The organism is Streptomyces sp. NPDC090442 (genome assembly GCF_044769405.1).
Lineage (GTDB): Bacteria > Actinomycetota > Actinomycetes > Streptomycetales > Streptomycetaceae > Streptomyces.
Window position 1 is genome coordinate 12,852 of record NZ_JBIVXW010000021.1, and the last position, 23,435, is coordinate 36,286.

At 73.8% G+C, this 23,435-nt stretch carries 18 protein-coding genes; 12 read left to right on the forward strand and 6 right to left on the reverse strand.

What is annotated here, in order from left to right:
• Positions 1-6: 6 nt before the first annotated feature.
• Positions 7-672 carry an MOSC domain-containing protein gene (locus ACIQU6_RS16915; protein ID WP_403482392.1) on the reverse strand — a complete coding sequence of 222 codons (666 nt, stop codon included), beginning with the start codon at positions 670-672 and terminating at the stop codon, positions 7-9.
• Positions 673-750: 78 nt separating this feature from the next.
• On the opposite strand from ACIQU6_RS16915, the gene ACIQU6_RS16920 reads away from it, so the two are divergent.
• Positions 751-1,662: a LysR family transcriptional regulator gene (locus ACIQU6_RS16920; RefSeq protein WP_403482393.1), complete on the forward strand. Its 912-nt coding sequence runs from the start codon at positions 751-753 to the stop codon at positions 1,660-1,662.
• Positions 1,663-1,752: 90 nt separating this feature from the next.
• Here ACIQU6_RS16920 and ACIQU6_RS16925 read toward each other — a convergent pair whose 3' ends face one another.
• Positions 1,753-2,085, reverse strand: a complete 333-nt coding sequence (locus ACIQU6_RS16925; RefSeq protein WP_016571318.1) for a WhiB family transcriptional regulator — start codon at positions 2,083-2,085, stop codon at positions 1,753-1,755.
• Between the two features lie 383 nt (positions 2,086-2,468).
• Between ACIQU6_RS16925 and ACIQU6_RS16930 the strand changes: the two genes are divergently transcribed.
• The 4 genes from ACIQU6_RS16930 (at position 2,469) to ACIQU6_RS16945 (ending at position 6,814) form a co-directional block, all read left to right on the forward strand.
• Positions 2,469-3,080, forward strand: a complete 612-nt coding sequence (locus ACIQU6_RS16930; protein WP_003948568.1) for a response regulator transcription factor — start codon at positions 2,469-2,471, stop codon at positions 3,078-3,080.
• 279 nt (positions 3,081-3,359) lie between these two features.
• Positions 3,360-3,935, forward strand: a complete 576-nt coding sequence (locus ACIQU6_RS16935) for a sigma-70 family RNA polymerase sigma factor (RefSeq protein ID WP_274915114.1) — start codon at positions 3,360-3,362, stop codon at positions 3,933-3,935.
• A gap of 170 nt (positions 3,936-4,105) precedes the next feature.
• Positions 4,106-5,608: an IMP dehydrogenase gene (gene guaB, locus ACIQU6_RS16940; protein ID WP_376566775.1), complete on the forward strand. Its 1,503-nt coding sequence runs from the start codon at positions 4,106-4,108 to the stop codon at positions 5,606-5,608.
• 90 nt (positions 5,609-5,698) lie between these two features.
• Complete coding sequence (locus tag ACIQU6_RS16945; protein WP_039635462.1) at positions 5,699-6,814, forward strand: GuaB3 family IMP dehydrogenase-related protein; 1,116 nt, start codon at positions 5,699-5,701, stop codon at positions 6,812-6,814.
• Between the two features lie 139 nt (positions 6,815-6,953).
• Here ACIQU6_RS16945 and ACIQU6_RS16950 read toward each other — a convergent pair whose 3' ends face one another.
• Positions 6,954-8,201 carry a nucleotide sugar dehydrogenase gene (locus tag ACIQU6_RS16950; RefSeq protein WP_403482394.1) on the reverse strand — a complete coding sequence of 416 codons (1,248 nt, stop codon included), beginning with the start codon at positions 8,199-8,201 and terminating at the stop codon, positions 6,954-6,956.
• Between the two features lie 251 nt (positions 8,202-8,452).
• Between ACIQU6_RS16950 and ACIQU6_RS16955 the strand changes: the two genes are divergently transcribed.
• The gene (locus tag ACIQU6_RS16955; protein ID WP_403482395.1) at positions 8,453-10,162 is read left to right on the forward strand and encodes a glycerol-3-phosphate dehydrogenase/oxidase; all 1,710 of its coding nucleotides are present in this window, start codon (positions 8,453-8,455) and stop codon (positions 10,160-10,162) included.
• A gap of 10 nt (positions 10,163-10,172) precedes the next feature.
• On the opposite strand, the gene ACIQU6_RS16960 is transcribed toward ACIQU6_RS16955, so the two are convergent.
• A complete protein-coding gene (locus tag ACIQU6_RS16960) occupies positions 10,173-11,369 on the reverse strand; it encodes a serine hydrolase domain-containing protein (RefSeq protein ID WP_403482396.1) in 1,197 nt (398 codons plus the stop codon).
• A gap of 189 nt (positions 11,370-11,558) precedes the next feature.
• Between ACIQU6_RS16960 and ACIQU6_RS16965 the strand changes: the two genes are divergently transcribed.
• Together ACIQU6_RS16965 and ACIQU6_RS16970 are read left to right on the forward strand one after the other, a co-directional pair.
• Positions 11,559-13,589 carry a protein kinase gene (locus ACIQU6_RS16965; protein WP_403482397.1) on the forward strand — a complete coding sequence of 677 codons (2,031 nt, stop codon included), beginning with the start codon at positions 11,559-11,561 and terminating at the stop codon, positions 13,587-13,589.
• Positions 13,590-13,858: 269 nt separating this feature from the next.
• Positions 13,859-16,069, forward strand: a complete 2,211-nt coding sequence (locus tag ACIQU6_RS16970; protein WP_403482398.1) for a hypothetical protein — start codon at positions 13,859-13,861, stop codon at positions 16,067-16,069.
• A 25-nt stretch (positions 16,070-16,094) separates the two neighbouring features.
• Here the strand turns inward: ACIQU6_RS16970 and ACIQU6_RS16975 are convergent, their stop codons facing one another.
• Entirely contained in the window at positions 16,095-17,636 is a 1,542-nt protein-coding gene (locus tag ACIQU6_RS16975) for a class I adenylate-forming enzyme family protein (protein ID WP_403482399.1), read from the reverse strand.
• A 167-nt stretch (positions 17,637-17,803) separates the two neighbouring features.
• Here ACIQU6_RS16975 and ACIQU6_RS16980 point away from each other — a divergent pair, with 167 nt between their 5' ends.
• The 3 genes from ACIQU6_RS16980 (at position 17,804) to ACIQU6_RS16990 (ending at position 20,880) form a co-directional block, all read left to right on the forward strand.
• Positions 17,804-18,958, forward strand: a complete 1,155-nt coding sequence (locus tag ACIQU6_RS16980; RefSeq protein WP_403482400.1) for an acyl-CoA dehydrogenase — start codon at positions 17,804-17,806, stop codon at positions 18,956-18,958.
• 7 nt (positions 18,959-18,965) lie between these two features.
• A complete protein-coding gene (locus ACIQU6_RS16985; RefSeq protein ID WP_403482401.1) occupies positions 18,966-19,928 on the forward strand; it encodes an acyl-CoA dehydrogenase family protein in 963 nt (320 codons plus the stop codon).
• A 478-nt stretch (positions 19,929-20,406) separates the two neighbouring features.
• On the forward strand, positions 20,407-20,880 hold the full coding sequence (locus ACIQU6_RS16990) for an ATP-binding protein (RefSeq protein ID WP_403482402.1): 474 nt from the start codon (positions 20,407-20,409) through the stop codon (positions 20,878-20,880).
• A 333-nt stretch (positions 20,881-21,213) separates the two neighbouring features.
• Here the strand turns inward: ACIQU6_RS16990 and ACIQU6_RS16995 are convergent, their stop codons facing one another.
• On the reverse strand, positions 21,214-22,140 hold the full coding sequence (locus tag ACIQU6_RS16995) for a cyclase family protein (protein ID WP_403482403.1): 927 nt from the start codon (positions 22,138-22,140) through the stop codon (positions 21,214-21,216).
• Positions 22,141-22,296: 156 nt separating this feature from the next.
• On the opposite strand from ACIQU6_RS16995, the gene ACIQU6_RS17000 reads away from it, so the two are divergent.
• On the forward strand, positions 22,297-23,211 hold the full coding sequence (locus ACIQU6_RS17000; protein WP_403482404.1) for an SDR family oxidoreductase: 915 nt from the start codon (positions 22,297-22,299) through the stop codon (positions 23,209-23,211).
• Positions 23,212-23,435 lie beyond the last annotated feature (224 nt).

Genomic DNA, 23,435 nt, shown 5'->3' on the forward strand with positions numbered 1-23,435 from the left:
GCGGCGTCAGCGCGTCGCCAGCGCCGCGTACTTGGTCGCCGAGGCCCGCGCCTCCTGATGGAGGGGCGCGCCCGCTTCCAGGAGGCGGGGGAGGAGGTCGCGTTGCGTGGTGAGGGCGCGGAACATCAGCGCGACGGTGATGTCGTGGTCGGGGCGGTGCTCGACGCGTACGGGGTCGCCGGCGCGGATCTCGCCGGCCTCCAGGACGCGCAGGTACGCGCCGGGCACCGCGGCCTGGGTGAACCGCTTGATCCAGCCGCGTTCGTCCAGCCAGCTCTGGAACGTCCGGCAGGGGATGCGCGGTGAGGTGATCTCCAGGAGCACCTCGGGGCCGACCCGCCAGCGTTCGCCGATGCGGGCGCCGGTGATGCCGGTGGTGGTGAGGTTCTCGCCGAACGCTCCGTTGGCCAGTTCGCGGTCCAGTTCGCGCTGCCAGTCGTCGAGGTCCTCGCGGGCGTAGGCGTAGACGGCCTGGTCGTCGCCGCCGTGGTGGCGGCGGTCGACCACCGCGTCGCCCGCGAGGCCGCTGCCGCCGACGCCCTTGGGGCCGGGGGCGGCTACCGCGACGGGTCCGTCCACGGGGCGCTTGTCGATGCCCGTTCCGCCCTCGGCGTTGGTGTGCGTGGACGGGGTGGCCCGCCCGGTGTTCACGGTCAGCAGCTTCGCGTTCATGGCCGCACCGTAAGACATCAAGCTAAAGCCGGCATTCCGTTTTTCGCGGAGTACCCAAGGCGCGCTTATGCTTGAAGGGTGATCGAAGCTCGTCATCTGCGGGTGCTGCGCGCCGTCGCCCAGACCGGTTCCTTCTCCGCCGCCGCGCGGGAGCTGGGCTGCACCCAGCCCGCTGTCAGTCAGCAGATGAAGGCCCTGGAGCAGTCCGCCGGGACGCCGCTGCTGGTGCGGACCGGGCGGGAGATGCGGCTGACGCAGGCCGGCCGGGCGCTGGTGCGGCACGCGGCCGGCATCCTGGCCGGGCTGACCGCGGCCGAGGAGGAGGTCGCCGCCATCGCGGGGCTGCGGGCGGGGCGGGTGCGGCTGGTGTCGTTCCCGTCGGGCAGCTCGACGCTGGTGCCGACGGCGTTGGCCAGGATGCGGGCCGCGCACCCGGGGGTCTGGGTGTCGTTGGACGAGGCCGAACCGCCGCGCTCGATCGAGCTGTTGCGCAACGGGGACTGCGAGATCGCGCTGGCCTTCCGGTATCCGGAGGTGCGCGGCGCGGACCCGTCCGCCTGTGCGGAGTGGGAGGACCTGGTGGTCCGGCCGGTCCTGTCGGACCGGCTGGTCGGGCTGGTGCCGGACGGTCACCGGCTGGCGCGGGCCGGTGCCGCCCGCTTCGCGGACCTCGCCGACGAGCCGTGGATCGCGGGGTGCCCGCGCTGCCGGACGCATCTGGTCGAGGTTTGTGAGGGGGCCGGGTTCACGCCGCGGATCGACTTCGCCACCGATGACTATCCGGCGGTGATCGGGCTGGTCGGGGCGGGTCTCGGGGTCGCGGCGCTGCCCGAGCTGACGCTGGAGTCGGTGCGCCCCAAGGGGGCGACGACGGTGCGGATGGAGCCGGCCGTGCACCGCGAGATCGTCGCGCTGACGCTGCCGGATCTGGCGCATGTGCCCGCGGTCGGGGCGATGCTGGACCAGCTCGCCCAGGCGCCGGGGCGCTGACGGCCGCGGGCTCCGGAGGGGCGGGGTCCCGCGGTGCGTGGTCGTGAGCTACGCAGGAACGTTTCTTCGCTGGCTGTTACGGGGTGACGGTCAGGCACCCGGCATGCTCGCGTGGCCGGGCAGTGAGCTCGCCGGGACCATGCGGTGGCGGGCCCGGCCCATGAGCTCCTCGCGTTCGTCCTCGGTGAGGCCGCCCCAGACGCCGTAGGGCTCGCGGACGGCCAGTGCATGCGCCGCGCACTGGGCTCGCACGGGGCAGCGCATGCAGACCTCCTTCGCCGACGCCTCCCGCGCGCTGCGGGCCGCTCCTCGCTCGCCCTCGGGGTGGAAGAAGAGCGAGCTGTCCACGCCACGGCAGGCGGCCAGCAACTGCCAGTCCCAGAGGTCTGCGTTCGGGCCCGGGAGGCGGGAGAAATCTGCCATTGCTTGTCCCCTCGAAAGCGATGCGTATCGGGCTCGGTGCTCACGACGGTACATCTACTGTCTAAGTAGATGTAAATATGACTCATTGCGAATCTAGTCGCAGTCAGCGTGAAAATGGAAGAAACAGAGCCAAATAGGGCATAGGGTGCACGCGCGGATGCCGGCAGCTCAGTGAGTCGTCTGCGTATCCGGCTCCTCACGGAGCGTGCTGAACTCGGTCGCCGAAGCCGTAACTCTTTCGAGTGACCGTCGTTGAGTGTGCGGAGGCGGTTGGCAGAGGTAGCCCTCGGGCAGGTGTCCGAGGGGTTCGTCGATCGCCCAGGTGACGATACGTACCAAGCCTGGAGGCTCAAGGTGACGCGCATCAGCTGCGGAGGGCGGTCATGACATCCGTCCTCGTCTGTGACGACTCCCCGCTTGCCCGAGAGGCGCTCCGACGGGCGGTTGCGACCGTACCCGGTGTCGAGCGCGTGACCACCGCGGCCAATGGCGAGGAGGTTCTCCGCCGCTGGGGGGCCGATCGCTCGGACCTGATCCTGATGGACGTGCGGATGCCCGGCCTCGGCGGTGTCGAGACCGTGCGCCGGCTGCTGTCCGCCGATCCCGGCGCCCGGATCATCATGCTGACCGTGGCCGAGGATCTGGACGGGGTGGCGCTGGCGGTCGCCGCCGGTGCCCGCGGATATCTCCACAAGGACGCCTCGCGCGCGGAGCTGCGCGCGACGGTGACCCAGGCGCTGGCCGATCCGACGTGGCGGCTTGCCCCGCGCCGGCTGCGGTCCGCCGAGATGGGGGCCGCGCCGACCCTCACGGCCCGGGAGATCCAGGTGCTGGAGGGCATGAGTCACGGCCGCTCCAACGCCGAGATCGGCCGCGAGTTGTTCCTGTCCGAGGACACCGTCAAGACGCACGCGCGGCGTCTGTTCAAGAAACTGGGTGCGTCCGACCGGGCGCACGCGGTGGCGCTCGGCTTCCGCTGGGGCCTGGTCCGCTGAACCGTCGTGACGTGCAGAGATGCGGGGGAATGAAGATCCCCGCCCGCCCTGTGGCGGGCGGGGCGGCATGGCTTCCCGCACTCCGCCCGGTGCCACGGCGGCCCGATTACCCGCGCGGTGCCGCATCCTTGAGGCATGGAGTTCCTCGGGGACGGGTCGGTCGGGCACGAGGGGAGGGCGCACGAGATGACTGCCGGCGCACCTGCCGCGCATAACGCTTCAGTGCACAAGCGTGGACCTGATGCCGCGGATCGTGTGGCGTCAAGGCACCATGGTCCGATGCGCGATGACGGGAAGCAGGAGATCGGCGCTCTCGTCGCACGCGCCGTCGAAGGAGACCGGCAGGCCACCCATGACCTGCTGGCCCATGTGCATCCACTCGCCCTGCGCTACTGCCGCACCCGGCTCTCCCGGCTGCCCGGCGACGCCCGGCACTTCGTCGAGGACCTGGCGCAGGAGGTCTGTGTCGCGGTGCTGTGCGCACTGCCCCGCTACCGCGACACCGGGAAGCCCTTCGAGGCGTTCGTCTTCGCCATCGCCGGTCACAAGGTCGCCGATCTGCAGCGGGCCGCGATGCGGCACCCGGGCAGTACGGCGGTGCCGTCGGACGAGATGCCCGAGCAGCCGGACGATTCGCTGGGCCCCGAGGAGCGGGCGCTGCTGAGCAGCGACGCCGAGTGGGCCAAGAAGCTGTTGGCCAATCTGCCCGAGCACCAGCGGGAGCTGGTGCTGTTGCGGGTGGCCGTGGGGCTGACGGCGGAGGAGACCGGGCAGATGCTGGGGATGTCGCCGGGGGCGGTGCGGGTCGCCCAGCACCGGGCGCTGAGCAGGCTGCGGGCGCTGGCCGAGCAGTAGGCAGCGGTGGGCGCGGGGCCGTTTTCCCTGGTGGACGTTGCCGTCGCGCGGCGGGAAGTCGCCGTAGGAACGTACGGGTGATGAGCCCCTCATCGCTCGTGGGTTAGGACACTCCACAAGGCCGTTAGCATGGGAGTCCGCGCTGAGGCAAGAGCATTGGGGAAGGTGTCATGAGTGACAACGTCGAGGGTATGCCCGCCAAATTCGCCATGCTCGGGCTGACATACGACGATGTGCTGCTGCTTCCCGGTGCGTCGGAGGTGCTGCCGAACGCCGTGGACACCGCGTCCCGCGTCTCGCGGAACGTCCGGGTGAACATCCCGCTGCTCTCGGCCGCCATGGACAAGGTCACCGAGGCGCGGATGGCGATCGCCATGGCGCGGCAGGGTGGCGCGGGCGTGCTGCACCGCAACCTGTCGATCGAGGACCAGGCCAACCAGGTCGACCTGGTCAAGCGCTCCGAGTCCGGCATGGTCACCGACCCGATCACGGTCCGGCCGGACGCGCCGCTGACGGAGGCGGACGCGCTGTGCGCGAAGTTCCGGATCAGCGGGGTGCCGGTCACCGACGCCGCGGGCAAGCTGCTGGGCATCGTGACCAACCGCGACATGGCCTTCGAGATGGACCGCAGTCGTCAGGTCCGCGAGGTCATGACGCCGATGCCGCTGGTCACCGGCAAGGTCGGCATCTCCGGCGAGGACGCCATCGAGCTGCTGCGCCGCCACAAGATCGAGAAGCTGCCGCTGGTCGACGACGCGGGCGTGCTCAAGGGCCTGATCACGGTCAAGGACTTCGTGAAGGCGGAGAAGTACCCGAACGCGGCCAAGGACGCCGAGGGCCGGCTGATCGTCGGCGCCGCGGTGGGCGTCGGCGACGCGGCGTACGACCGGGCCCAGGCACTGGTCGAGGCGGGCGCGGACTTCCTGGTCATCGACAGCGCGCATGGTCACAGCCGGGGCATCCTCGACATGATCGCCAAGGTCAAGTCCAACATCAACGTCGATGTCGTCGGCGGCAACGTCGCCACCCGCGACGGCGCCCAGGCGCTGATCGACGCGGGCGTGGACGGTGTGAAGGTCGGCGTCGGCCCCGGTTCGATCTGCACCACGCGGGTGGTCGCCGGCATCGGCGTCCCGCAGGTCACCGCGATCTACGAGGCCGCGAAGGCGTGCCACGCGGCGGACGTGCCGCTGATCGGCGACGGTGGTCTGCAGTTCTCCGGCGACATCGCCAAGGCGATCGCGGCGGGCGCGGACACCGTGATGCTGGGCTCGCTGCTGGCCGGCTGCGAGGAGTCGCCGGGCGAGATGGTCTTCGTCAACGGCAAGCAGTTCAAGTCGTACCGGGGCATGGGCTCGCTGGGTGCGATGCAGTCCCGCGGCCAGGCGCGGTCGTTCTCGAAGGACCGCTACTTCCAGGACAACGTGCTGTCCGAGGACAAGCTGGTGCCGGAGGGCATCGAGGGCCAGGTGCCCTACCGCGGTCCGCTGTCGTCGGTCGCGCACCAGCTCGTCGGCGGTCTGCGGGCCTCCATGGGCTACGTGGGCTCCGCCGACATCCCCGAGCTCAAGGAGAAGGGCCAGTTCGTGCGGATCACCGCGGCGGGCCTGAAGGAGAGCCACCCGCACGACGTCCAGATGGTCACCGAGGCCCCGAACTACGCGCGGAGCTGAACGGCTCCCCGTAAGGGAGTGCCGGCCGGATGCGCCCCCGGTCTTCCCCGTCGGGGATACTGGGGGCGTATCCGTAGGAAGGCAGAACCAGTGACTGAGATCGAGATCGGGCGCGGCAAGCGCGGCCGCCGGGCATACGCGTTCGACGACATCGCCGTGGTACCCAGTCGGCGCACCCGCGACCCGAAGGAGGTCTCGATCGCCTGGCAGATCGATGCCTACCGCTTCGAGCTGCCGTTCCTGGCGGCTCCGATGGACTCGGTGGTCTCGCCGCAGACCGCGATCCGCATCGGTGAGCTGGGCGGCCTCGGCGTGCTCAACCTCGAAGGGCTGTGGACCCGTTACGAGGACCCCGAGCCGTTGCTGGCGGAGATCGCGGAGCTGGACGGCGCCACCGCCACCAAGCGGCTCCAGGAGATCTACGCCGCGCCGATCAAGGAGGAGCTGATCGGGCAGCGGATCAAGGAGGTGCGCGAGGCCGGTGTGGTCACCGCCGCGGCGCTCTCCCCGCAGCGCACCGCGCAGTTCTCCAAGGCGGTCGTGGACGCGGGTGTGGACATCTTCGTGATCCGCGGGACGACGGTCTCCGCCGAGCACGTCTCCAGCGCCGCCGAGCCGCTGAACCTCAAGCAGTTCATCTACGAGCTGGACGTGCCGGTGATCGTCGGCGGTTGCGCGACGTACACCGCGGCGCTGCACCTGATGCGGACCGGCGCGGCGGGCGTGCTGGTCGGCTTCGGCGGCGGGGCCGCGCACACGACGCGGAACGTGCTGGGCATCCAGGTGCCGATGGCGACCGCGGTGGCCGACGTCGCGGCCGCCCGCCGGGACTACATGGACGAGTCCGGCGGCCGGTACGTGCACGTGATCGCCGACGGCGGCGTGGGCTACTCCGGCGACCTGCCGAAGGCGATCGCCTGCGGCGCGGACGCGGTGATGATGGGCTCGCCGCTGGCGCGGGCGACGGACGCACCGGGCCGCGGCCACCACTGGGGCATGGAGGCGGTCCACGAGGACGTGCCGCGCGGCAAGCGGGTCGACCTCGGTGCGGTCGGCACGACGGAGGAGATCCTGTGCGGGCCGTCGACGACGCCGGACGGGACGATGAACTTCTTCGGGGCGCTGCGGCGGGCGATGGCGACGACGGGGTACTCGGAGCTCAAGGAGTTCCAGCGGGTTGAGGTGACCGTCGCTCCGCGGCGGTAGTCGCCCCCCGATCTCGGCCCTCCCGCCGTGAGGGTGCTCGATTCGCCTTCGGCGAAGGGGTGTTGGGGCGGGGGAGAGGTGGAAGCCCGGCTGCGCGTTGCGCGGCCGGGCTTTGTCGTTGCTCCCCGGTGTGGGGGCGTCAGAGGCGGTGGGCGGCGCCGGTGGGGGTGGCGCCTCGGGTGTCCAGGAGGAGTTGGGCCTTGACGGCCAGGCCCTGGAGGTCGTAGGTGCGGTGGGGTTGGAGGAGCACCGTGAGGTCGGCGTCGGCGGCGGCCTCGTAGAGGGAGTCGGCGCGGGGGACGGGGCGGCCGGCGACGTCCCAGTGGGGGACGTGGGGGTCGTGGTAGCTGAGGTGGGCGCCGAGGCGGCGGAGGCGGGCGGCGACCTCGTGGGCGGGGGTGCCGGTGAGGTCGGCGAGGTCGGGCTTGTAGGTGACGCCGAGGAGGAGGATGCGGGCGCCGCGGGCGGACTTGCCGTGTTCGTTGAGGAGGGTGGTGCAGCGCTGGATGACGTAGGCGGGCATCCGGCCGTTGATCTCCTGGGCGAGTTCCACCATGCGGAGCGGTGAGCGGGGCGAACTGCCGTGGCCGGCGGGGTGGTTGGGGTGGAGGGGGGCGGCGTGGCCGCCGACGCCGGGGCCGGGGCGGAAGGACTGGAAGCCGAACGGCTTGGTCTCGGCGCAGCGGATGACGTCCCACAGGTCGACGCCGATCTCGTGGCAGTAGACCGCCATCTCGTTCATCAGGGCGATGTTGATGTGCCGGTAGTTGGTCTCCAGCAGGTGGGCGGTCTCGGCCTCGCGGGGGCCGCGGGCGCGGACGACCTTGTCGGTGAGGCGGCCGTAGAAGGCGGCGGCGGCCTCGGTGCAGGCGGGGGTGAGGCCGCCGATGACCTTGGGGGTGTTGCGGTAGAGGTGGGTGCGGTTGCCGGGGTCGTGGCGGGCGGGGGAGCAGGCGAGGTGGAAGTCGCGGCCGGCGGTGAGGCCGGAGCCGGCCTCCAGCAGCGGGCGCAGGAACTCCTCGGTGGTGCCCGGGTGTCCGGCCGATTCCAGGATGACGGTGGTGTGCGGGCGCAGCCGGGCGGCCAGGGTGCGGGCGGCCTCGGCGAGGGCGGTCAGGTCCGGGGTGCGGTCCTCGCCGGGCGGGGTGGGGGCGCACAGGACGGCGGTGCGGACCCGGCCGAGGGCGGCGGGGTCGGTGGTGGTGCGGAAGCCGGCGGCGAGCAGGCGGCGGATCTCGGCGGCGGAGAGCGGGCCGCCGGCGCCGGCCAGGGCGGCCGCGCGGGGGTCGGGGTCGTAGCCGAGGGTGGCCAGGCCGGCGGCGGTGGCGGCCTGGGCGAGGGGGAGCCCCAGGTGTCCGAGGCCGATGACGGCGAGGTCTGCGGGCATGCTGCGGCCGTCCTTCCCGAGCGATGGTTTCAGGTCCCTGCGCGGTGGCCTCCCGGTGTCCGGGCCGGCGGGAGGGCGAGCCGGATACCAAAAGGTCATAAGTAGACTAAGCGGATATTTGACCCAGAATGGGTATTGGTGGATCAAGGTGGCCGGGTGTTGCCACCACGAGCGGACGGTGGTTGCCGGAACCAGGCGCGGACAGAATCGACGGACGGGGGTCCGGCTCCGAATCACAGCGGGAGGCAGTGGTGAAGACAGCGACACTCGGACCGGCGCAGCGCGCCAAGGCACTCACCCAGATGGCGGAGCGAGAACTGGACGTCCTGGTGGTCGGCGGCGGGGTCGTCGGCGCCGGTACGGCACTGGACGCCGCGACCCGCGGGCTGGACACCGGGCTCGTCGAGGCCCGGGACTGGGCGTCGGGCACCTCCAGCCGGTCGAGCAAGCTCATCCACGGCGGCCTGCGGTACTTGGAGATGTTGGACTTCGCGCTGGTGCGGGAGGCGCTGAAGGAGCGCGGGCTGCTGCTCCAGCGGCTGGCGCCGCATCTGGTCAAGCCGGTGCCGTTCCTGTACCCGCTGCAGCACCGGGGCTGGGAGCGCCTCTACGCGGGCTCCGGGGTGGCGCTGTACGACGGGATGTCGGTCTCCTCCGGGCACGGCCGGGGGCTGCCCGTCCACCGGCACCTCTCGCACCGCCGGGCGCTGCGGGTGGCGCCCTGCCTGAAGAAGGACGCGCTGGTGGGCGCGTTGCAGTACTACGACGCGCAGATGGACGACGCGCGCTACGTCACCACCCTGGTGCGGACCGCGGCCGCCTACGGGGCCCAAGTCGCCAACCGGGCGCGGGTGGTGGGGTTCCTGCGCGAGGGCGAGCGGGTGGTCGGCGCGCGGGTGCAGGACGTCGAGAGCGGGGCGGAGCACGAGATCCGGGCCCGACAGATCGTCAACGCGACCGGCGTGTGGACCGATGACACCCAGGCGCTCATCGGGGAGCGCGGCCAGTTCCACGTCCGCGCCTCCAAGGGCATTCACCTGGTCGTCCCCAAGGACCGGATCCACTCGACGACCGGGCTGATCCTGCGCACGGAGAAGAGCGTGCTGTTCGTCATCCCCTGGGGGCGGCACTGGATCATCGGCACCACGGACACCGACTGGGACCTGGACAAGGCGCACCCGGCGGCCTCCAGCGCCGACATCGACTACCTGCTGGAGCACGTGAACACGGTGCTGGCCACCCCGTTGACCCGGGACGACGTGCAGGGCGTCTACGCCGGGCTGCGGCCGCTGCTGGCCGGCGAGTCGGACGCCACCAGCAAGCTGTCGCGGGAGCACACCGTCGCGCACCCGGTGCCCGGTCTGGTGGTCATCGCGGGCGGCAAGTACACCACGTACCGGGTGATGGCCAAGGACGCGGTGGACGAGGCGGTGCACGGGCTGGACGCCCGGGTCGCGGAGTGCGTCACCGAGGACGTGCCACTGGCCGGCGCGGAGGGCTACCGGGCGCTGTGGAACGCGCGGGCCCGGATCGCGGCCCGTACCGGGCTGCACGTGGCCCGTATAGAGCATCTGCTGAACCGGTACGGCTCACTGACCGAGGAACTGTTGCAACTGGTGGTCGCCGACCCCACGTTGGGCCGGCCGCTGGCCGCCGCCGACGACTACCTGCGTGCCGAGGTCGTCTACGCCTGCACGCACGAGGGCGCCCGGCACCTCGACGACGTGTTGACCCGGCGCACCCGGATCTCCATCGAGACCTTCGACCGCGGCACCCGCAGCGCCAGGGAGGCCGCCGAGCTGATGGCGCCGGCCCTGGGGTGGGACAGCGCGCAGATCGAGAAGGAGGTCGCGCACTACCAGAAGAGGGTGGAGGCGGAGCGCGAGTCGCAGCGTCAGCCGGACGATCTGACGGCGGACGCGGCCCGGTTGGGCGCGCCGGACATCGTGCCGCTGTCGTAGCGGGCGGTTTTCAGGAGTGGCGGGTCCGGGCGGTGCGGGACGGGCAGAACTCGGCGGTCAGGACGGCGGTGCCGTCGGTGTGGCCGGCCGGGGTGTCGGTGTTGACCCGGTAGCTGACCAGGTGGCGGCCGTCGGCGGTGCTGGCGGTCTGCGCGTAGGAGCCGCTGATGTCGCCGTTGTGGCCCCAGACCGTCACGCCGCAGGGCAGGCGGGTGGCGTAGAGGCCCATGCCGTAGGCGCCGTCGGTGGCCTTCTCGCTGCGCAGTTCGGACATCTGGCGGGGTGCCAGGAGCCTGCCGCCGAGCAGTGCGGCGAAGAACCGGTTGAGGTCGCCGAGGGTGGTGATCATCTCGCCGGCGGCGCCGGCCCGGCTGGGGTCGAAGGCGGTGCTGTCCACCCGGTGGCCGTCGATCCGGGAGTAGCCGCGCCCGTGCGGGGTGGGCAGCGCGGGGCTGTTGCCGGGGAACGAGGTGTCGCGCAGGCCGAACGGGACCAGGATGCGGCGGCGCACCTCCTCGGCGTACGGGTGCCCGGTGACGGCCCGGATGACCAGGCCGAGGACCAGGTAGTTGGTGTTGGAGTAGGCGTAGGCGGTGCCGGGGGCGGCGCTCAGGGGGTGGGTGAGCGCGATTCGCAGCAGCTCGGTCGCGGTGTAGCGGTCGTAGCGGTGGGCGGGGAAGCCGGTGCCGGACAGCTCGGTGGCGAGGCGGGGGTCGTCGGTGTAGTTGAACAGGCCGCTCGTGTGGTCCAGCAGTTGGCGGACCGTCACCCGGCGCAGGTCGCTCCCGTCGTGCGGTCCCGAGCGCGGCACGCCGGGCGGCAGGTGGTCGGCGGCCCGGTCGTCCAGCGACAGCCGGCCCTCGCCGACGAGTTGCAGGACCACCGTGGCGACCAGGGTCTTGGTGAGGCTGCCCGCCCGGAAGTGGTCCGGCCGGCGCATCTTCCGGCCGTTGCGCAGATCGGCGACGCCGGCCGCGGCGAACCGCGACGCGGCCAGGTGGCCGCCCCGGGTGACCAACGAGGCCGCGCCGGGGGCGCCGTCGGCGACCAGGCGGTGCAGCGCGGCCGTCGCCGCGGCCGGCGACGGCGACGCCCCCGGGGACGGAGCGGAGGTGAAGGGGATGCTCGAACACGCCGTCAGGCCCAGGGCGGCCAGGGCAGACAGGGCGGCCCGTGCGGCGGCGCGCGGGGCGGGGCTGAGGGGCAAAAAGAACTCCCGTCGTCCGGGCCATCATGACGGGTGTGTGACGGCCTCCCGAATCCACCCGGGCCTTCCGCACGGCTGTGGATGAGGGAGAATGAAGGCTCTGCCAGGGTGGGTTGTCCGAGTTGGGCCAGTTTGGCGATCGATGGAGAATCGAGAGTGCCAACTCGGCTGGATTGCAGAGGGGATTCAGTGGGCGACGAGGTCGAGATGGACGGCAAGGAGGGCAGGCTGCTCGCCGGCCGGTACCGGCTCGCCGATGTTCTCGGCCGGGGCGGCATGGGCACCGTCTGGCGGGCCGGTGACGAGGTGCTGGGCCGCACGGTCGCGGTCAAGGAACTGCGCTTCCCCGGCGGGGTCGAGGAGGACGAGAAGCGCCGTCTGATCACCCGCACCCTGCGCGAGGCCAAGGCGATCGCCCGGATCCGCAACAACGGCGCGGTGACGGTCTACGACGTGGTCGACGAGGACGACCGGCCGTGGATCGTGATGGAGCTGGTCGAGGGCCGCTCGCTGGCCGAGGTCATCCGCGACGACGGCGCGCTCACGCCGCGCCGCGCCGCCGAGGTGGGCCTGGCGGTGCTCGACGTGCTGCGCGCCGCACACGGCCAGGGCATCCTGCACCGCGACGTGAAGCCGTCCAACGTGCTGATCTCCGACGACGGTCGGGTCGTGCTCACCGACTTCGGCATCGCCCAGGTCGAGGGCGACCCGTCGGTGACGTCGACCGGCATGCTGGTCGGCGCGCCCTCGTACATCTCGCCGGAGCGGGCCCGCGGGCAGAAGCCCGGCCCGCCGGCCGACCTGTGGTCCCTGGGCGGCCTGCTGTACGCCTGCGTCGAGGGCTCCCCGCCGTACGACAAGGGGTCGGCGATCGCCACCCTCACCGCGGTGATGACCGAGCCGGTCGAGCCGCCCAAGAGCGCCGGGCCGCTGGAGGACGTGATCTACGGCCTGTTGGTGAAGGACCCGGCGGGCCGGCTGGACGAGGCGGCGGCGCGGGCGCTGCTGCTGGAGGTCATCCACGCCCCGGAGCCCAAGCCGGAGCCGCCGGCGGACGCGACCCGGGCGATGGCGCTGCCCACGGCGCCGCCCGACCCCGCGGAGCGGTCGGCGGCCAAGGCCGCCAGGCCCGTCAAGGGCGCGGCCAAGTCCCGGGCGCCGAAGAAGCCGAAGGCGAGGCCGGCGGCCGGGGCCGCGGCGGCGGCCGGCGCGGCGGCGGAGGTCGCGCAGGACGCGCCGAACGAGGTGCGGGAGAACGGCGGTTCGGGCGGTGCGGCGGCGCGGACGTCCGGTGCCGAGCCGGCCGCGACGCGTCAGACCGCCGGGAAGGCGCAGGCGAACGGCGCTCCGGCCCGCACCGGGTTCGACGCCGACGCCGCCAAGGAGCGGGTGCGCGCCGCGCTGTCGTCGGTGCGGAACGCCGCGGCCGCGGTGCGTGCGGAGTCCAGACCCGGCGACGGGGACGGCCGTCCCGCTCCGCCGCGCGCGTCGGTGACCGACGTGGTCCCGCGCCGCACGTTGATCGTTGGGGTGGTCGTGGTCGTCGTCGTCCTCGGGACGCTGCTGGCCCTGGCGTTCAGTGACGGCGACGGCGGCAGCTCCGCCAAGAAGAGCGGCGCGTCGGCGGCCGCGAGCACGCCCGCGACGGAGTCGGCCGCGGCCAGCCAGGACGCGGGCACCGACGGCCCGAGCGCGCCCGGCGGCCGGACGCCGGGCGGCCAGGACGGCAAGCCGGGCGCCGGGAAGAAGGACGGGGCGGCGCTCCCGGACGGCTACGCGCAGGTCGCCAACGCCGGCTTCCACTTCAAGATGGCGATGCCCGAGGGCTTCAAGCAGACCGCTACCGCGGGGACGAACTCCGGCGCCATCTACAGCGCCTCCGGCGGCTTCCCGCGCGTCCAGGTCGACTTCAACGACTCGCCGGGCAAGGACGCCGCGGCATCCTGGCGCGCCCTGGAGCCCAACGTGGCCAGCTCCAGCGACTCGTACCACCTGCTCGGCATCACGTCCGTGGACTGGCGCGGCTATCCGACCGTCGCCGACTGGTCGTTCACCCGCCACCAGAGCGGCCAGGACGTGCGGGTCCTCGACCGCGGCTTCCGCGTCGACGACCAGCACGGCTTCGCCATCATGATCACCTGCGAGGCGGACGCCTGGGACGACGCGGAGTGCCGGCAGTTGCGCGACACCGCGTTCCGCACCTTCGCGGTGCAGGACTGAGCCCTCGCCGGGCAGCCCCTTTGTCGGGCTGACCCCTTGCCGGGGCCGAGCCTCCGCCGGGCTGCCCCACCGCACGGCCGGCACCTTGTCGGGCTGGCCCGCCGCGCCGGCGCGCTCGTCCGCGGGCCCGCCCCCGCCGCGGGGCGGACGCCTGCGCGCGGCGCGGCCCGGCGGGCTCAACTGTCAGTGCCGCGCCGTATCGTGAGAAGTCCAGCGCCGGTCCGCAGGGCACAGCGGCCGGGGCGGCGCACGCTGAGGGGAGGCGCGTCGTGGAGCAGCATCCGAGGGGGACGTACCCCTCGCCGTCCGGGTTTCAGGGGCGCGTGCTCGCCGAGCGCTACCGTCTGTCGGTGCCGCCCGGCGACGAGGCTTCCCACGGCGAGGAGTTCGTCGGGCACGCCGGCGCGCTCCGGGCGTTCGACACCTACAGCGGGCAGGCCGTGGCCGTCCGTCAGGTGCCGCTGCCGGAGGTGGTGGAGGCCGAGGTGCCGGCCGCGGACGGGGAGTTCACGGACGGCCGGTTCACGGAGCGCGAGTTCGCGGACGGGCGGGCGCAGGGCGGCTTCGGCGGCGGTGGCCGTGGGGCGTTCGGCGGTCCCGGCGCCCCGGCGGGCGCCGACCGCAACCCCCGGGACCCGGCCGTCCGCCGGGCCCTCCGGGCCGCCACGGCCGCCGCCCAACTCCCCGACCACCCGCTGCTGGACCAGGTCTTCGACGTCTTCGCGCAGGACGGCAGCCTCTGGATCGTCGGCGAACTCCTGCCTGCCCGCCCGCTGTCCGCGCTGCTCGACGGGCGGACGCTGGGCCCGCACCGCGCCGCGGAGATCGCCGCCGACCTGCTGACCGCGCTGCGCGCCCTGCAGGCGCACGGCTGGAGCCACCGCAACGTCACCGCCGACACGGTCCTGGTCTGCGACGACGGCCGGGCCGTGCTGACGGGGCTGGCGGCCGGCGCGGCCCAGGAGGCGCTGTGCGGGTACGACCCGATGCCCAAGGAGCCGGCGGCGGTGGTTTCGCTGGTCAAGGCGGGCGGCGGGGAGGCGGCCGGCGAAGGCGGGGCGGGCGGGGCGGGCGCGGGGTTGACCGGGCTCGCCGCCGAGCGGGCCCGGCAGGCGCGGCTGGCGATGGTCGGTCCGGTCACCGAGCGCTGGGCGCCGGAGCGGGCCGGGCCGGTGGGGGGCGACGACGGGCCGGCGGGGCCGGCCGCCGATCTGTGGGCGGTGGGCGCCCTGTTGTTCCGCGCGGTGCAGGGCCGGCCGCCGTTCCCGGAGGAGAGCGCCGCCGAGCTGGTCCGGCTGGTGGGCGCGCGGCCGCCCGCCGAGGCCGGGGAGGCCGGGGCGCTGCGCCCGCTCATCGAGGAGCTGCTGTGCCGGGATCCGGCCGGGCGGCCGGATCCCGAGGAGCTGCGCGGCCGGCTGCGGGCGCTGGTGCGGACGGCGCCGGAGCCCGATCTGGGCCGCCGACTGGTGACCCTGCCGGCGCTGGAGGGGCCCGCGGACCCGCGCCGTCTGCCGATCCTCCGGCGCCGGGGCGAACTGGTCCGCCAGGGGCGCACGAAGCGGTTCCGGGGCGGTCGCGAACGGCCGGGGAGCACCTCCGCGGGCTGGGAGGCGACCGCGCCCCGGCCGCGGTCCGCGCCGTCCCGGTCGGCCAAGTCCGCCCGCCCCGGCGGGCGTTCGAGCGTACCGGCGCAGGAGTCCGCGGAGCTGCTGGGCCAGGTCGGGGTCGGGCCGGTGCCGCAGCGGGCGCGCGAGCGGGGGGCGCGGGCGCCGCGCAGCCTGGGGCGGGTGCTGCTCGCCGCGATCCTGCTGATGGTGGTGGCCGGGATCGCCTACGCCATGGTGTTCCTGCCCAGGTCCGGGGCGGACGCGGCGGGCGGGCCGTCCGGCGCGGACCTCTCCGGCACCTCGGGAGGCGCCCCCGGCAGCAGCCCCGCCCCCTCGCCCGGCCGGGGCGACGGCACCGACGGCAAGGGCGCCGGCCGCACGCCGGGCTCCGGCGAGCCGCAGACCACCGCCCCCGGGACGGTCGCCCCGGGGTTCGAACTCCGCGCGGACCCCGCCGGGTTCCGGATCGCGGTGCGCAAGGGCTGGCAGCGCAGCCCCGGCACGGACCACGGCCGGGTGCGCTACGCCGGCGGGGGCTACGAGCTGCTGGTGGTCCCCGGCCGCGACGCCACCGCGCAGTTCGGCACCGACCCGTCCACCTACCAGCAGGACACCGAGCCCGAGTTGGCGGCCTACCGCGCCGCCAGTTGGTCGGAGATATCCGGGCAGCGGCGCATCGACGTGGGGCAGACGGCGATGGCCGAGGCGACCTTCACCTGGAAGGACGGCGACGGCCGCCCGGTCTACGCCCGCAACCTCGCGATGATCCGCGACGGCCGCTACCACGTCGTCCTGGTCCTGGGCCCGGAGTCCGGCCGGGCCGAGGTGGACCGGCTGTACTCGGAGGCGAGCAGCTCCTACCAGCCCAAGTAGCCGCATACGGGCCAGGGTTGGGGCGTCAGCGGTGCACTCGCCGCCCGCCGCGCCCCAGGGCCCCGCCGAACCGTTCCCGCAGTTCCTGCTTGAGCACCTTGCGCAGAGTCGCGCCGCGCGGCAGTTCCGGCAGCACCTCCAGCCGCTCCGGCACCTTGTGCCGGGCGAGCCCCTCGGTGAGCAGGTGGGAGACGACGGCGCCGAGCGTCAACGCCGCGGCTCCCGGGGGCTGTTCGACCACGGCGCAGACCAGCTCTCCGCGCTCCGGGTCCGGCAGGCCGATGACCGCCGCGTCGGCGATGTCCGGATGCCGGTAGAGGAGGTCCTCCACCTCCCGGGCGGAGACGTTCTCGCCCTTGCGGATGATGATGTCCTTCAGCCGGCCGGTGATCACCAGGTGGCCGGTGGGCGCGAGGCGGCCGGTGTCGCCGGTGCGGAGGAAGCCGTCGGCGTCGAACGCCCCGGGCTCGTCCAGGTAACCGCGGCAGACCGCCGGGCCGCGCAGCAGGATCTCCCCGGTCCCCGGTGCGATCCTGATCTCCATGCCGGCGGGCGGGCGCCCGTCGGTGGTGGCCAGCAGCTCGGCGTCGTCGCGGGGGTCGCCCATGGTGACCATCGGGGCCTCGGTGAGGGCGTAGCCGTGGGTGAGTTGGCAGCCCAGTTCGGCCACCACCTCGTGGTACAGCGTGGGCGGCATGGGGGCGCCGCCCCCGGCCAGCAGTCGCAGGTCCGGTAACAGTCGCCGGCCGGCGGGGAGTTTGCGCTGCTCGGCGAGGAAGAGGGAGTAGAAGGCGGTGGAGCCGCCGGCGAGGGTGACCCGGTGGCGGCGGTAGGGGGCGAGGGCGGCCGGCAGGGCGAAGCGCTCCAGCAGGACGGCCGGGATGCCGTGCCGGAGCAGCATCACGGTGTAGTCGGGGCCGGCGACATGGGCGTACGGGAAGGCCATCGAGCCGACGTCGGCGGGGCCCGGGCGGAGCGCGGCGGCCAGGCTCTCGCCGGCGGTGCGCAGGCTGCGGTCGGTGTGCAGCACGCCGCGCGGGGCGGCGGTGGTCCCTGAGGTCCAGTAGATCCAGCGGGGCGCGTCGGGGTCGGTGGGCGGCGGGGGCAGGGTGGCCGGGTCGCCGTCCGGCAGGGGGTCGTACGCCTCGACGACGGCCGGCGGCACGGGCAGTTGGCGGGCCAGGCGGTGCGCCGTCGCGGTGTGGTCGACGCCGCGCCGGGTGCCGGGGACGAGGACGAAGGCGGCGCGGGTGCGGCGCAGCACCTGGCTCAGTTCGTGGTCGCGGTAGAGCGGCAGGACCGGGCTCTGCACCGCGCCGAGCCGGGCCAGGGCCAGGCTGATCAGCACCGTCTCGATGCGGGTGGGCAGTTGCCAGACGACCCGGCTGTCGGGCCCGACGCCGCGCGCGGCCAGCCCGGCGGCGACCCGCTCGGCGCGCCCGTACAGCGCGCCGAAGGTGATCCGGCGCTCGTCCCGGGCGGCCCGGGCGCCCTGGACGAGGGCGAGGGCGTCGGGCGTGCGGGCGGCGCGCCAGGCGACCAGGTCCCACAGGGTGCTGCCGGTCATGGCGCCCTCCAGGGAGGTGTTGCTGACGGAGCATCAGATTCGTGCCCGAGCGTACGACCCGACGTCTTGTCGGTCCAGGGGGGCGGGTCTAGCCTGGGGCCGGCACACGAATCTGACGCTGCATCAGATCGGCGCTGCGGCCGATCGGCACGGGCGAGGGGACACCAGTGGACCTCAGCTACACCGAGGAGGAGGACGCCTTCAGGGTCCGGCTGCGGGCCTGGCTCGCCGAGGCGCTGCCGAAGCTGCCGCCGGGGCCCGCGGCCACCGACTGGCCCGGCCGGCGGGCGTACGACGCGGCCTGGCAACGGATGTTGTACGACGCCGGGTACGCCGGGCTGCACTGGCCGGTCGACGCCGGCGGGAAGGGCGCCACCCCCACCCAGCACCTGATCTTCCTGGAGGAGACCGAGCGGGCCGGCGCCCCGTACGTCGGTGCCAACTTCGTCGGGCTGCTGCACGCCGGCCCCACCATCGCCGCCGAGGGCACCGCCGCCCAGCGGGCCCGCTGGCTGCCGCCGATCCTGCGCGGCGAGGAGATCTGGTGCCAGGGCTTCAGCGAGCCGGACGCCGGCTCCGACCTGGCCGCGCTGCGCACCCGGGCGGTCCGGGACGGCGACGACTACGTGGTGACCGGCGCCAAGGTCTGGACCTCGCACGCCGAGGTCGCCGACTGGTGCGAACTGCTCGTCCGCACCGACCCCGACGCCCCCCGGCACCGCGGCATCAGCTGGTTGGCGATGCCGATGGACGCCCCCGGGGTGACGGTGCGGCCGCTGCGGACGCTGGCCGGCTCCACGGAGTTCGCCGAGGTCTTCCTCGACGAGGTCCGGATCCCGGTCTCCCACCGCATCGGCGCCGAGCACGACGGCTGGCGGGTGACGATGGTGACGCTCTCCTTCGAGCGCGGCACCGCCTTCGTCGGCGAGGTGGTGGCCTGCCGCCGGGTGCTCGCCGAACTGGCCCGCGCCGCCCGCGCCAACGGCCGCTGGGACGACGCGGTGCTCCGCCGCCGACTGGGCCGGCTGAACGCCGAGTTCGCCGCGCTGTGGCGGCTGACCCAGTGGAACGTCAGCGAGGGCCAGCTCACCGGCGGCGTCCCGGGCACCGGCGGCTCGGTCTTCAAGCTGCGCTACTCGCACGCCCGTCAGGAGCTCTACGACGCGGCGGCCGAGGTGCTCGGCGGGCGGGCGCTGGACACCGACCACCCCTGGGTCACCGACCGGCTCTCCGCCCTGGCGTACACCATCGCCGCGGGCACCTCGCAGATCCAGCGGAACATCGTCGCCGAGCGGATCCTCGGCCTGCCGAAGGGGCGGTGAGGGGCGGGTGCGCTTCCAACTCGACGCGGACCAGCGGGCGTTGCGGGACGGCACTCGGGAGCTGCTGGCCGGCCGCTTCGACCGGGACCGCCTGCGCGCGGCCGTCGACGACCCGGCGCTGGACCGCGGCCTGTGGCGGGAGCTGGCCGACGCCGGTTTCTTCGCGCTGCGGATGCCGGAGGCCGACGGCGGTGTCGGACTGGGGCTCCCGGAGGCCGTCCTGGTCTTCGAGGAGGCCGGCCGGGCGCTGCTGCCGGGGCCGCTGGTGGCCGGGCTGCTGCTGGCGGGGGCGGTGGACGGGGCGGCCACCGGCGAGCGGATCGTCGGCCTGTGCGACGCCGCGGCCGACCCGGCGTACTGGGAACACCCGGACGACTGCGACGCGTTGGTCATCCTGGGCGCGGGGGAACCGGACCGCGCCGGGCGGGCCTACCGCTGCGCGCCCGCCGAGGTCGACCGCGCCCCGCTCGCCTCCGTCGACCCGCTGACCCCGCTGGCCCGCGTCCTCGATGCGCCACGCACCGCCCCGCTCGCCGGCCTGGACGCGGCGCGGCTGCGCCGGGAGGCGGCGCTGCTGACCGCCGCCCAGCAACTGGGCAGCGCGGCCCGCACGGTGGAGCTGGCCGTCGAGCACGCCCGCCGGCGCACCCAGTTCGGCGCGGCCATCGGCTCGTTCCAGGCGGTGCAGCACCTGTGTGCGGAGATGCTGGTCCGCGCCGAGTTGGCCCGGGCCGCGGTCTATGCGGCGGCGGTCACCGGTGACGCCCTCGACGCCGTGGGCGCCAAGGTGTTGGCGGACGAGGCCGCGGTGCGCAACGCCCGGGACTGCCTCCAGGTGCACGGCGGGATCGGCTTCACCTGGGAGGCCGATGTCCATCTGCACCTCAAACGGGCCTGGTTGCGGGCCGAGGGCTGGGGCGGCGCGCGGGAGGCGGAGGAGCGGCTGGCGGACGCCTTGGTGAGGGAGTGACGGAGCGTGCCGGCGCCCGCCGTTGCTCACGGAGCGTCGCAAGGACGGCAATGTCAGACTCTGGCACCCGCGGTGCGAAATATCGGACCCCGCACGCATAAGTAGTCACGCAGGGTCGATATCGGGTTGTGTCCTTGGCGTGACTCGTCGCAGGGGGGAGTCGGCGGCACGCTCGGGTACGCTCCGTGGGGTGCGAGTGGCTTTGTGGCGCAGTAGTTGCGGTGCTGTCCGGCGGACGGCTCCGGACTCCCGAGTGCGCGCCGCTCGCCGTGGGCCAGGCCCCGACGACCCCCCATGTTCGACTCCCCGCGCTGTGCGTCGCACAGTATGCCGCACGCATACTCCCTTGCGCTGGAATATGCCCGAAGCGGTTGTTGCGGTGACTGAACGTCAACCATGCTGTGCTTCGCCGGAGTCACGCACCGTGACTCCGTGGAGGCGCGAGGCGATGTTTCCGCCGGTTCGGATGGTGTGAGCGGTGCAGGTGCTTCAGGTGCAGTTGGAAGTGCGGCCCGACCCCTCGGAAGTGGGGCGGGCCCGGCGGTGGGCCAGGTCGAGGCTCGCGGGATCGGGCATAGGGGCGGACGAGCCGCTCGCCGAGACGCTGATCCTGCTGATCTCCGAGCTGGTCACCAACGCCGTGGTGCATACCGGTGCGTCGGCCCGGGTGCGGCTGTGCTTCTCGGGCAGTGGTGCCGTGGTGGGCACCGTACGCGTCGAGGTGGTGGACACCAGTGCGCGTCCGCCGCGCCCCCGGCACGCGGACGGCGAGGACACCAACGGCCGCGGGCTGGAACTGGTCGACGGCCTTGCGGATCGCTGGGGTTGGCAGCACGAGGGTGCCGGCAAGCGGATCTGGTGCGAGGTGGACCGCGCGCAGGCGCTGCTGATGGCGACCGGTGCGGACCTGGGGGCGTATGACCCGCATTGCGCCGCGACAAACCGGGCGTAAGCCGCTGAATCGGTTCGCCAGGCGCGGAATTAGTCCAGACCAGGTGTTGACGTGGCGTGGGCCGGTGATCACTCTTGGGGGAGCGATGCCGCCGCGAGGGGACGTCGAGGCCACAGTGGGGCGGCATGCCGTGCGTGCGGTGTGCCGGGTACGGGTCCGGGGGGTCGGGCCCGGGTGCCGTCGCGTCGGACCGGGCGTCCGTCGCGAGGGGCGAGGGGCCCGCGGCCTTGACGAGTGCGGATCGCGGCCGGAGCCGGGTGGCGGTCCGCGGTGCCGTGCTCGGGGCGCGCATCGCGCGCCGCCACCTGGCCGGCCGGGGCGCCCGGTCGGGGCTCACATAACCGCCACCGGCGCGACCGGGGCGCCGGTGGCGCCGACGAACGGCTCCGCCGGCGCGGACAGCAGGAAGGCGTAGCGGCCCTCGTCCGCGCAAGCCCGTGACAGTTCCTCCAGGTTCCAGTTCTGGCCCTGGAGCATGCCCATCTCGACCAGGTGCAGGGCGTGCACCGGCAGCCACAACCCCTCGACCTCGGGCGGGAAGACCTCGAAGGTCAGGGTGTCGTTGGCGACCGCGGCCACCTCGCGGGTGTGGAACCACTCCGGGGCGCGCAGCGAGAGCCCGGGCGACGGGAACGCGTACGCCTCCCGGTCGCCGGCCAGGTAGTGCGTCAGGTGCCCGGTGCGGACCAGGGCCACGTCGCCGGACCGGACCCGCGTCCCGGCCAACTCCTCGGCGGCGGACAGGTCTTCCGGCGTGACCGCGTGCCCGGGCGGCAGTCGGTCGGTGCCGTGGACCCGGGCCACGTCCAGCAGCACCCCGCGGGAGACGATCGGCGCGGCCTTCTCGATGCCGACCGCGGTGGCGCCGCGGTGTGCGGTGACGGTGTCGGCGCTCCGGCCGTTGTAGAGCCGGCCGGAGTGCGAGACATGGGCCAGGCCGTCCCAGTGGGTTGCGGCCTGGAGGCCCATGGTGACGGTGTCGTCGGAGGTGGCGACGGTGCCCGGGCCGAAGAGCTCGTGGTTGATGGCGACCATGGTGTGCAGCGGGTTGACCCGCCCCGGGATCAGGCCGCTCTGCACGCCGTCGTGCCGGAGCGGCAGCGCGAGGGGGACCCGGCGGCCGCTGCGGACGGTCGCGGCGGCGGCGCGTACCGCGTCCGGGGTGATCAGGTTCAGGGTGCCGAGCTCGTCGTCCGGGCCCCAGCGGCCCCAGTTGTTCACGCGCCGGGCGATGTCGTGGAACTCCTGGGGGAGGGGCATGGGGCTCCTTGGGGAGGCGACGTGGGCGGCGTCCGGGGGGGGGCTCGTGTGGCGCGTGGGGGCGGTCTCGTACGGCTCGTGTTCGGGGTCTTGTGCTCGGCCGGTGCGTGCTCAAAAATCTAACGGTCCGTCAGAAATGGTGGGAAGGGGCGCGGCATGGGGAACTTCTTGGCCGGCAAGGTGGTCGCCGTCACGGGGGCCGGCCGCGGCATCGGGCGGGCGGTCGCCCTCGCGGCGGCCGCCGAGGGCGCGAAGGTGGTGGTCAACGACTACGGCGTCGCCATCGGGGGCGGCGAGCCCAGCAGCGAGGTCGCGGCGGCGGTGGTCAAGGAGATAACCGCGGCCGGGGGCAGCGCCGTTGCGGTCGCCGACGACGTCTCCACGATGGCCGGCGGGCAGCGGATCGTGGACACCGCGCTCGCCGAGTACGGGCGGATCGACGGCGTGGTGTGCGTGGCCGGCATCCTGCGCGAGCGGATGCTCTTCAACATGTCCGAGGAGGAGTGGGACCCGGTGGTCGCCACCCACCTCAAGGGCACCTTCACGGTCTTCCGCGCCGCCGCGGCCGTGATGCGCGAGCAGAGGTCCGGCACGCTGATCGGCTTCACCAGCGGCAACCACCAGGGCAGCGTCGCCCAGGCCAACTACGCCTCCGCCAAGGGCGGGATCATCTCGCTGGTGCGCAGCGCGGCGCTGGGCCTGCACAAGTACGGGGTCACCGCCAACGCGGTGGCGCCCGTCGCCCGGACCCGGATGTCGGCCAACGTGCCGATGGAGCTCAAGGAGATCGGGGAGCCGGAGGACGTCGCGGCGTTCGTGGTCTACCTGTTGAGCGACCGGGCGCGGGAGGACGGGGTCACCGGGCAGGTCTACACGGTGGCCGGGCCGAAGATCGCGGTGTGGGCCCAGCCGAGGGAGCTGCGCTCCGTTTATGCCGACGAGGGTGGGTGGACGCCGGAGCGGGTCGCCGGGGTGGTGGCGGGATCGGTCGGGGTCGATCCCATGCCGATGCTGGCGCAGTTGGCGGAGATGGCCCGGGCGGCCAAGGCCGCGGAGCGGCCGAATGTCTAGGGGCGGGGGCCTGGGCCTGCGGCCGGCCGTTTCCCCCGTTGTCGGCTTTCCCGCCGTGGGGGTTGCTGTTCTGCGCCTGCGGCGCGGGGCCGCTGCGCGGGGCTTTCGGGGTGCGGTGACGGGCCTCCGGGGCAGGGGTTCCGGACTGCTTCGCTTGACGTCCGGAACCCCTGCCCCTCCGGCCCGTCCCCTCCCGTGGGTGGGTGGGTCTTTGGTGGGGCGTG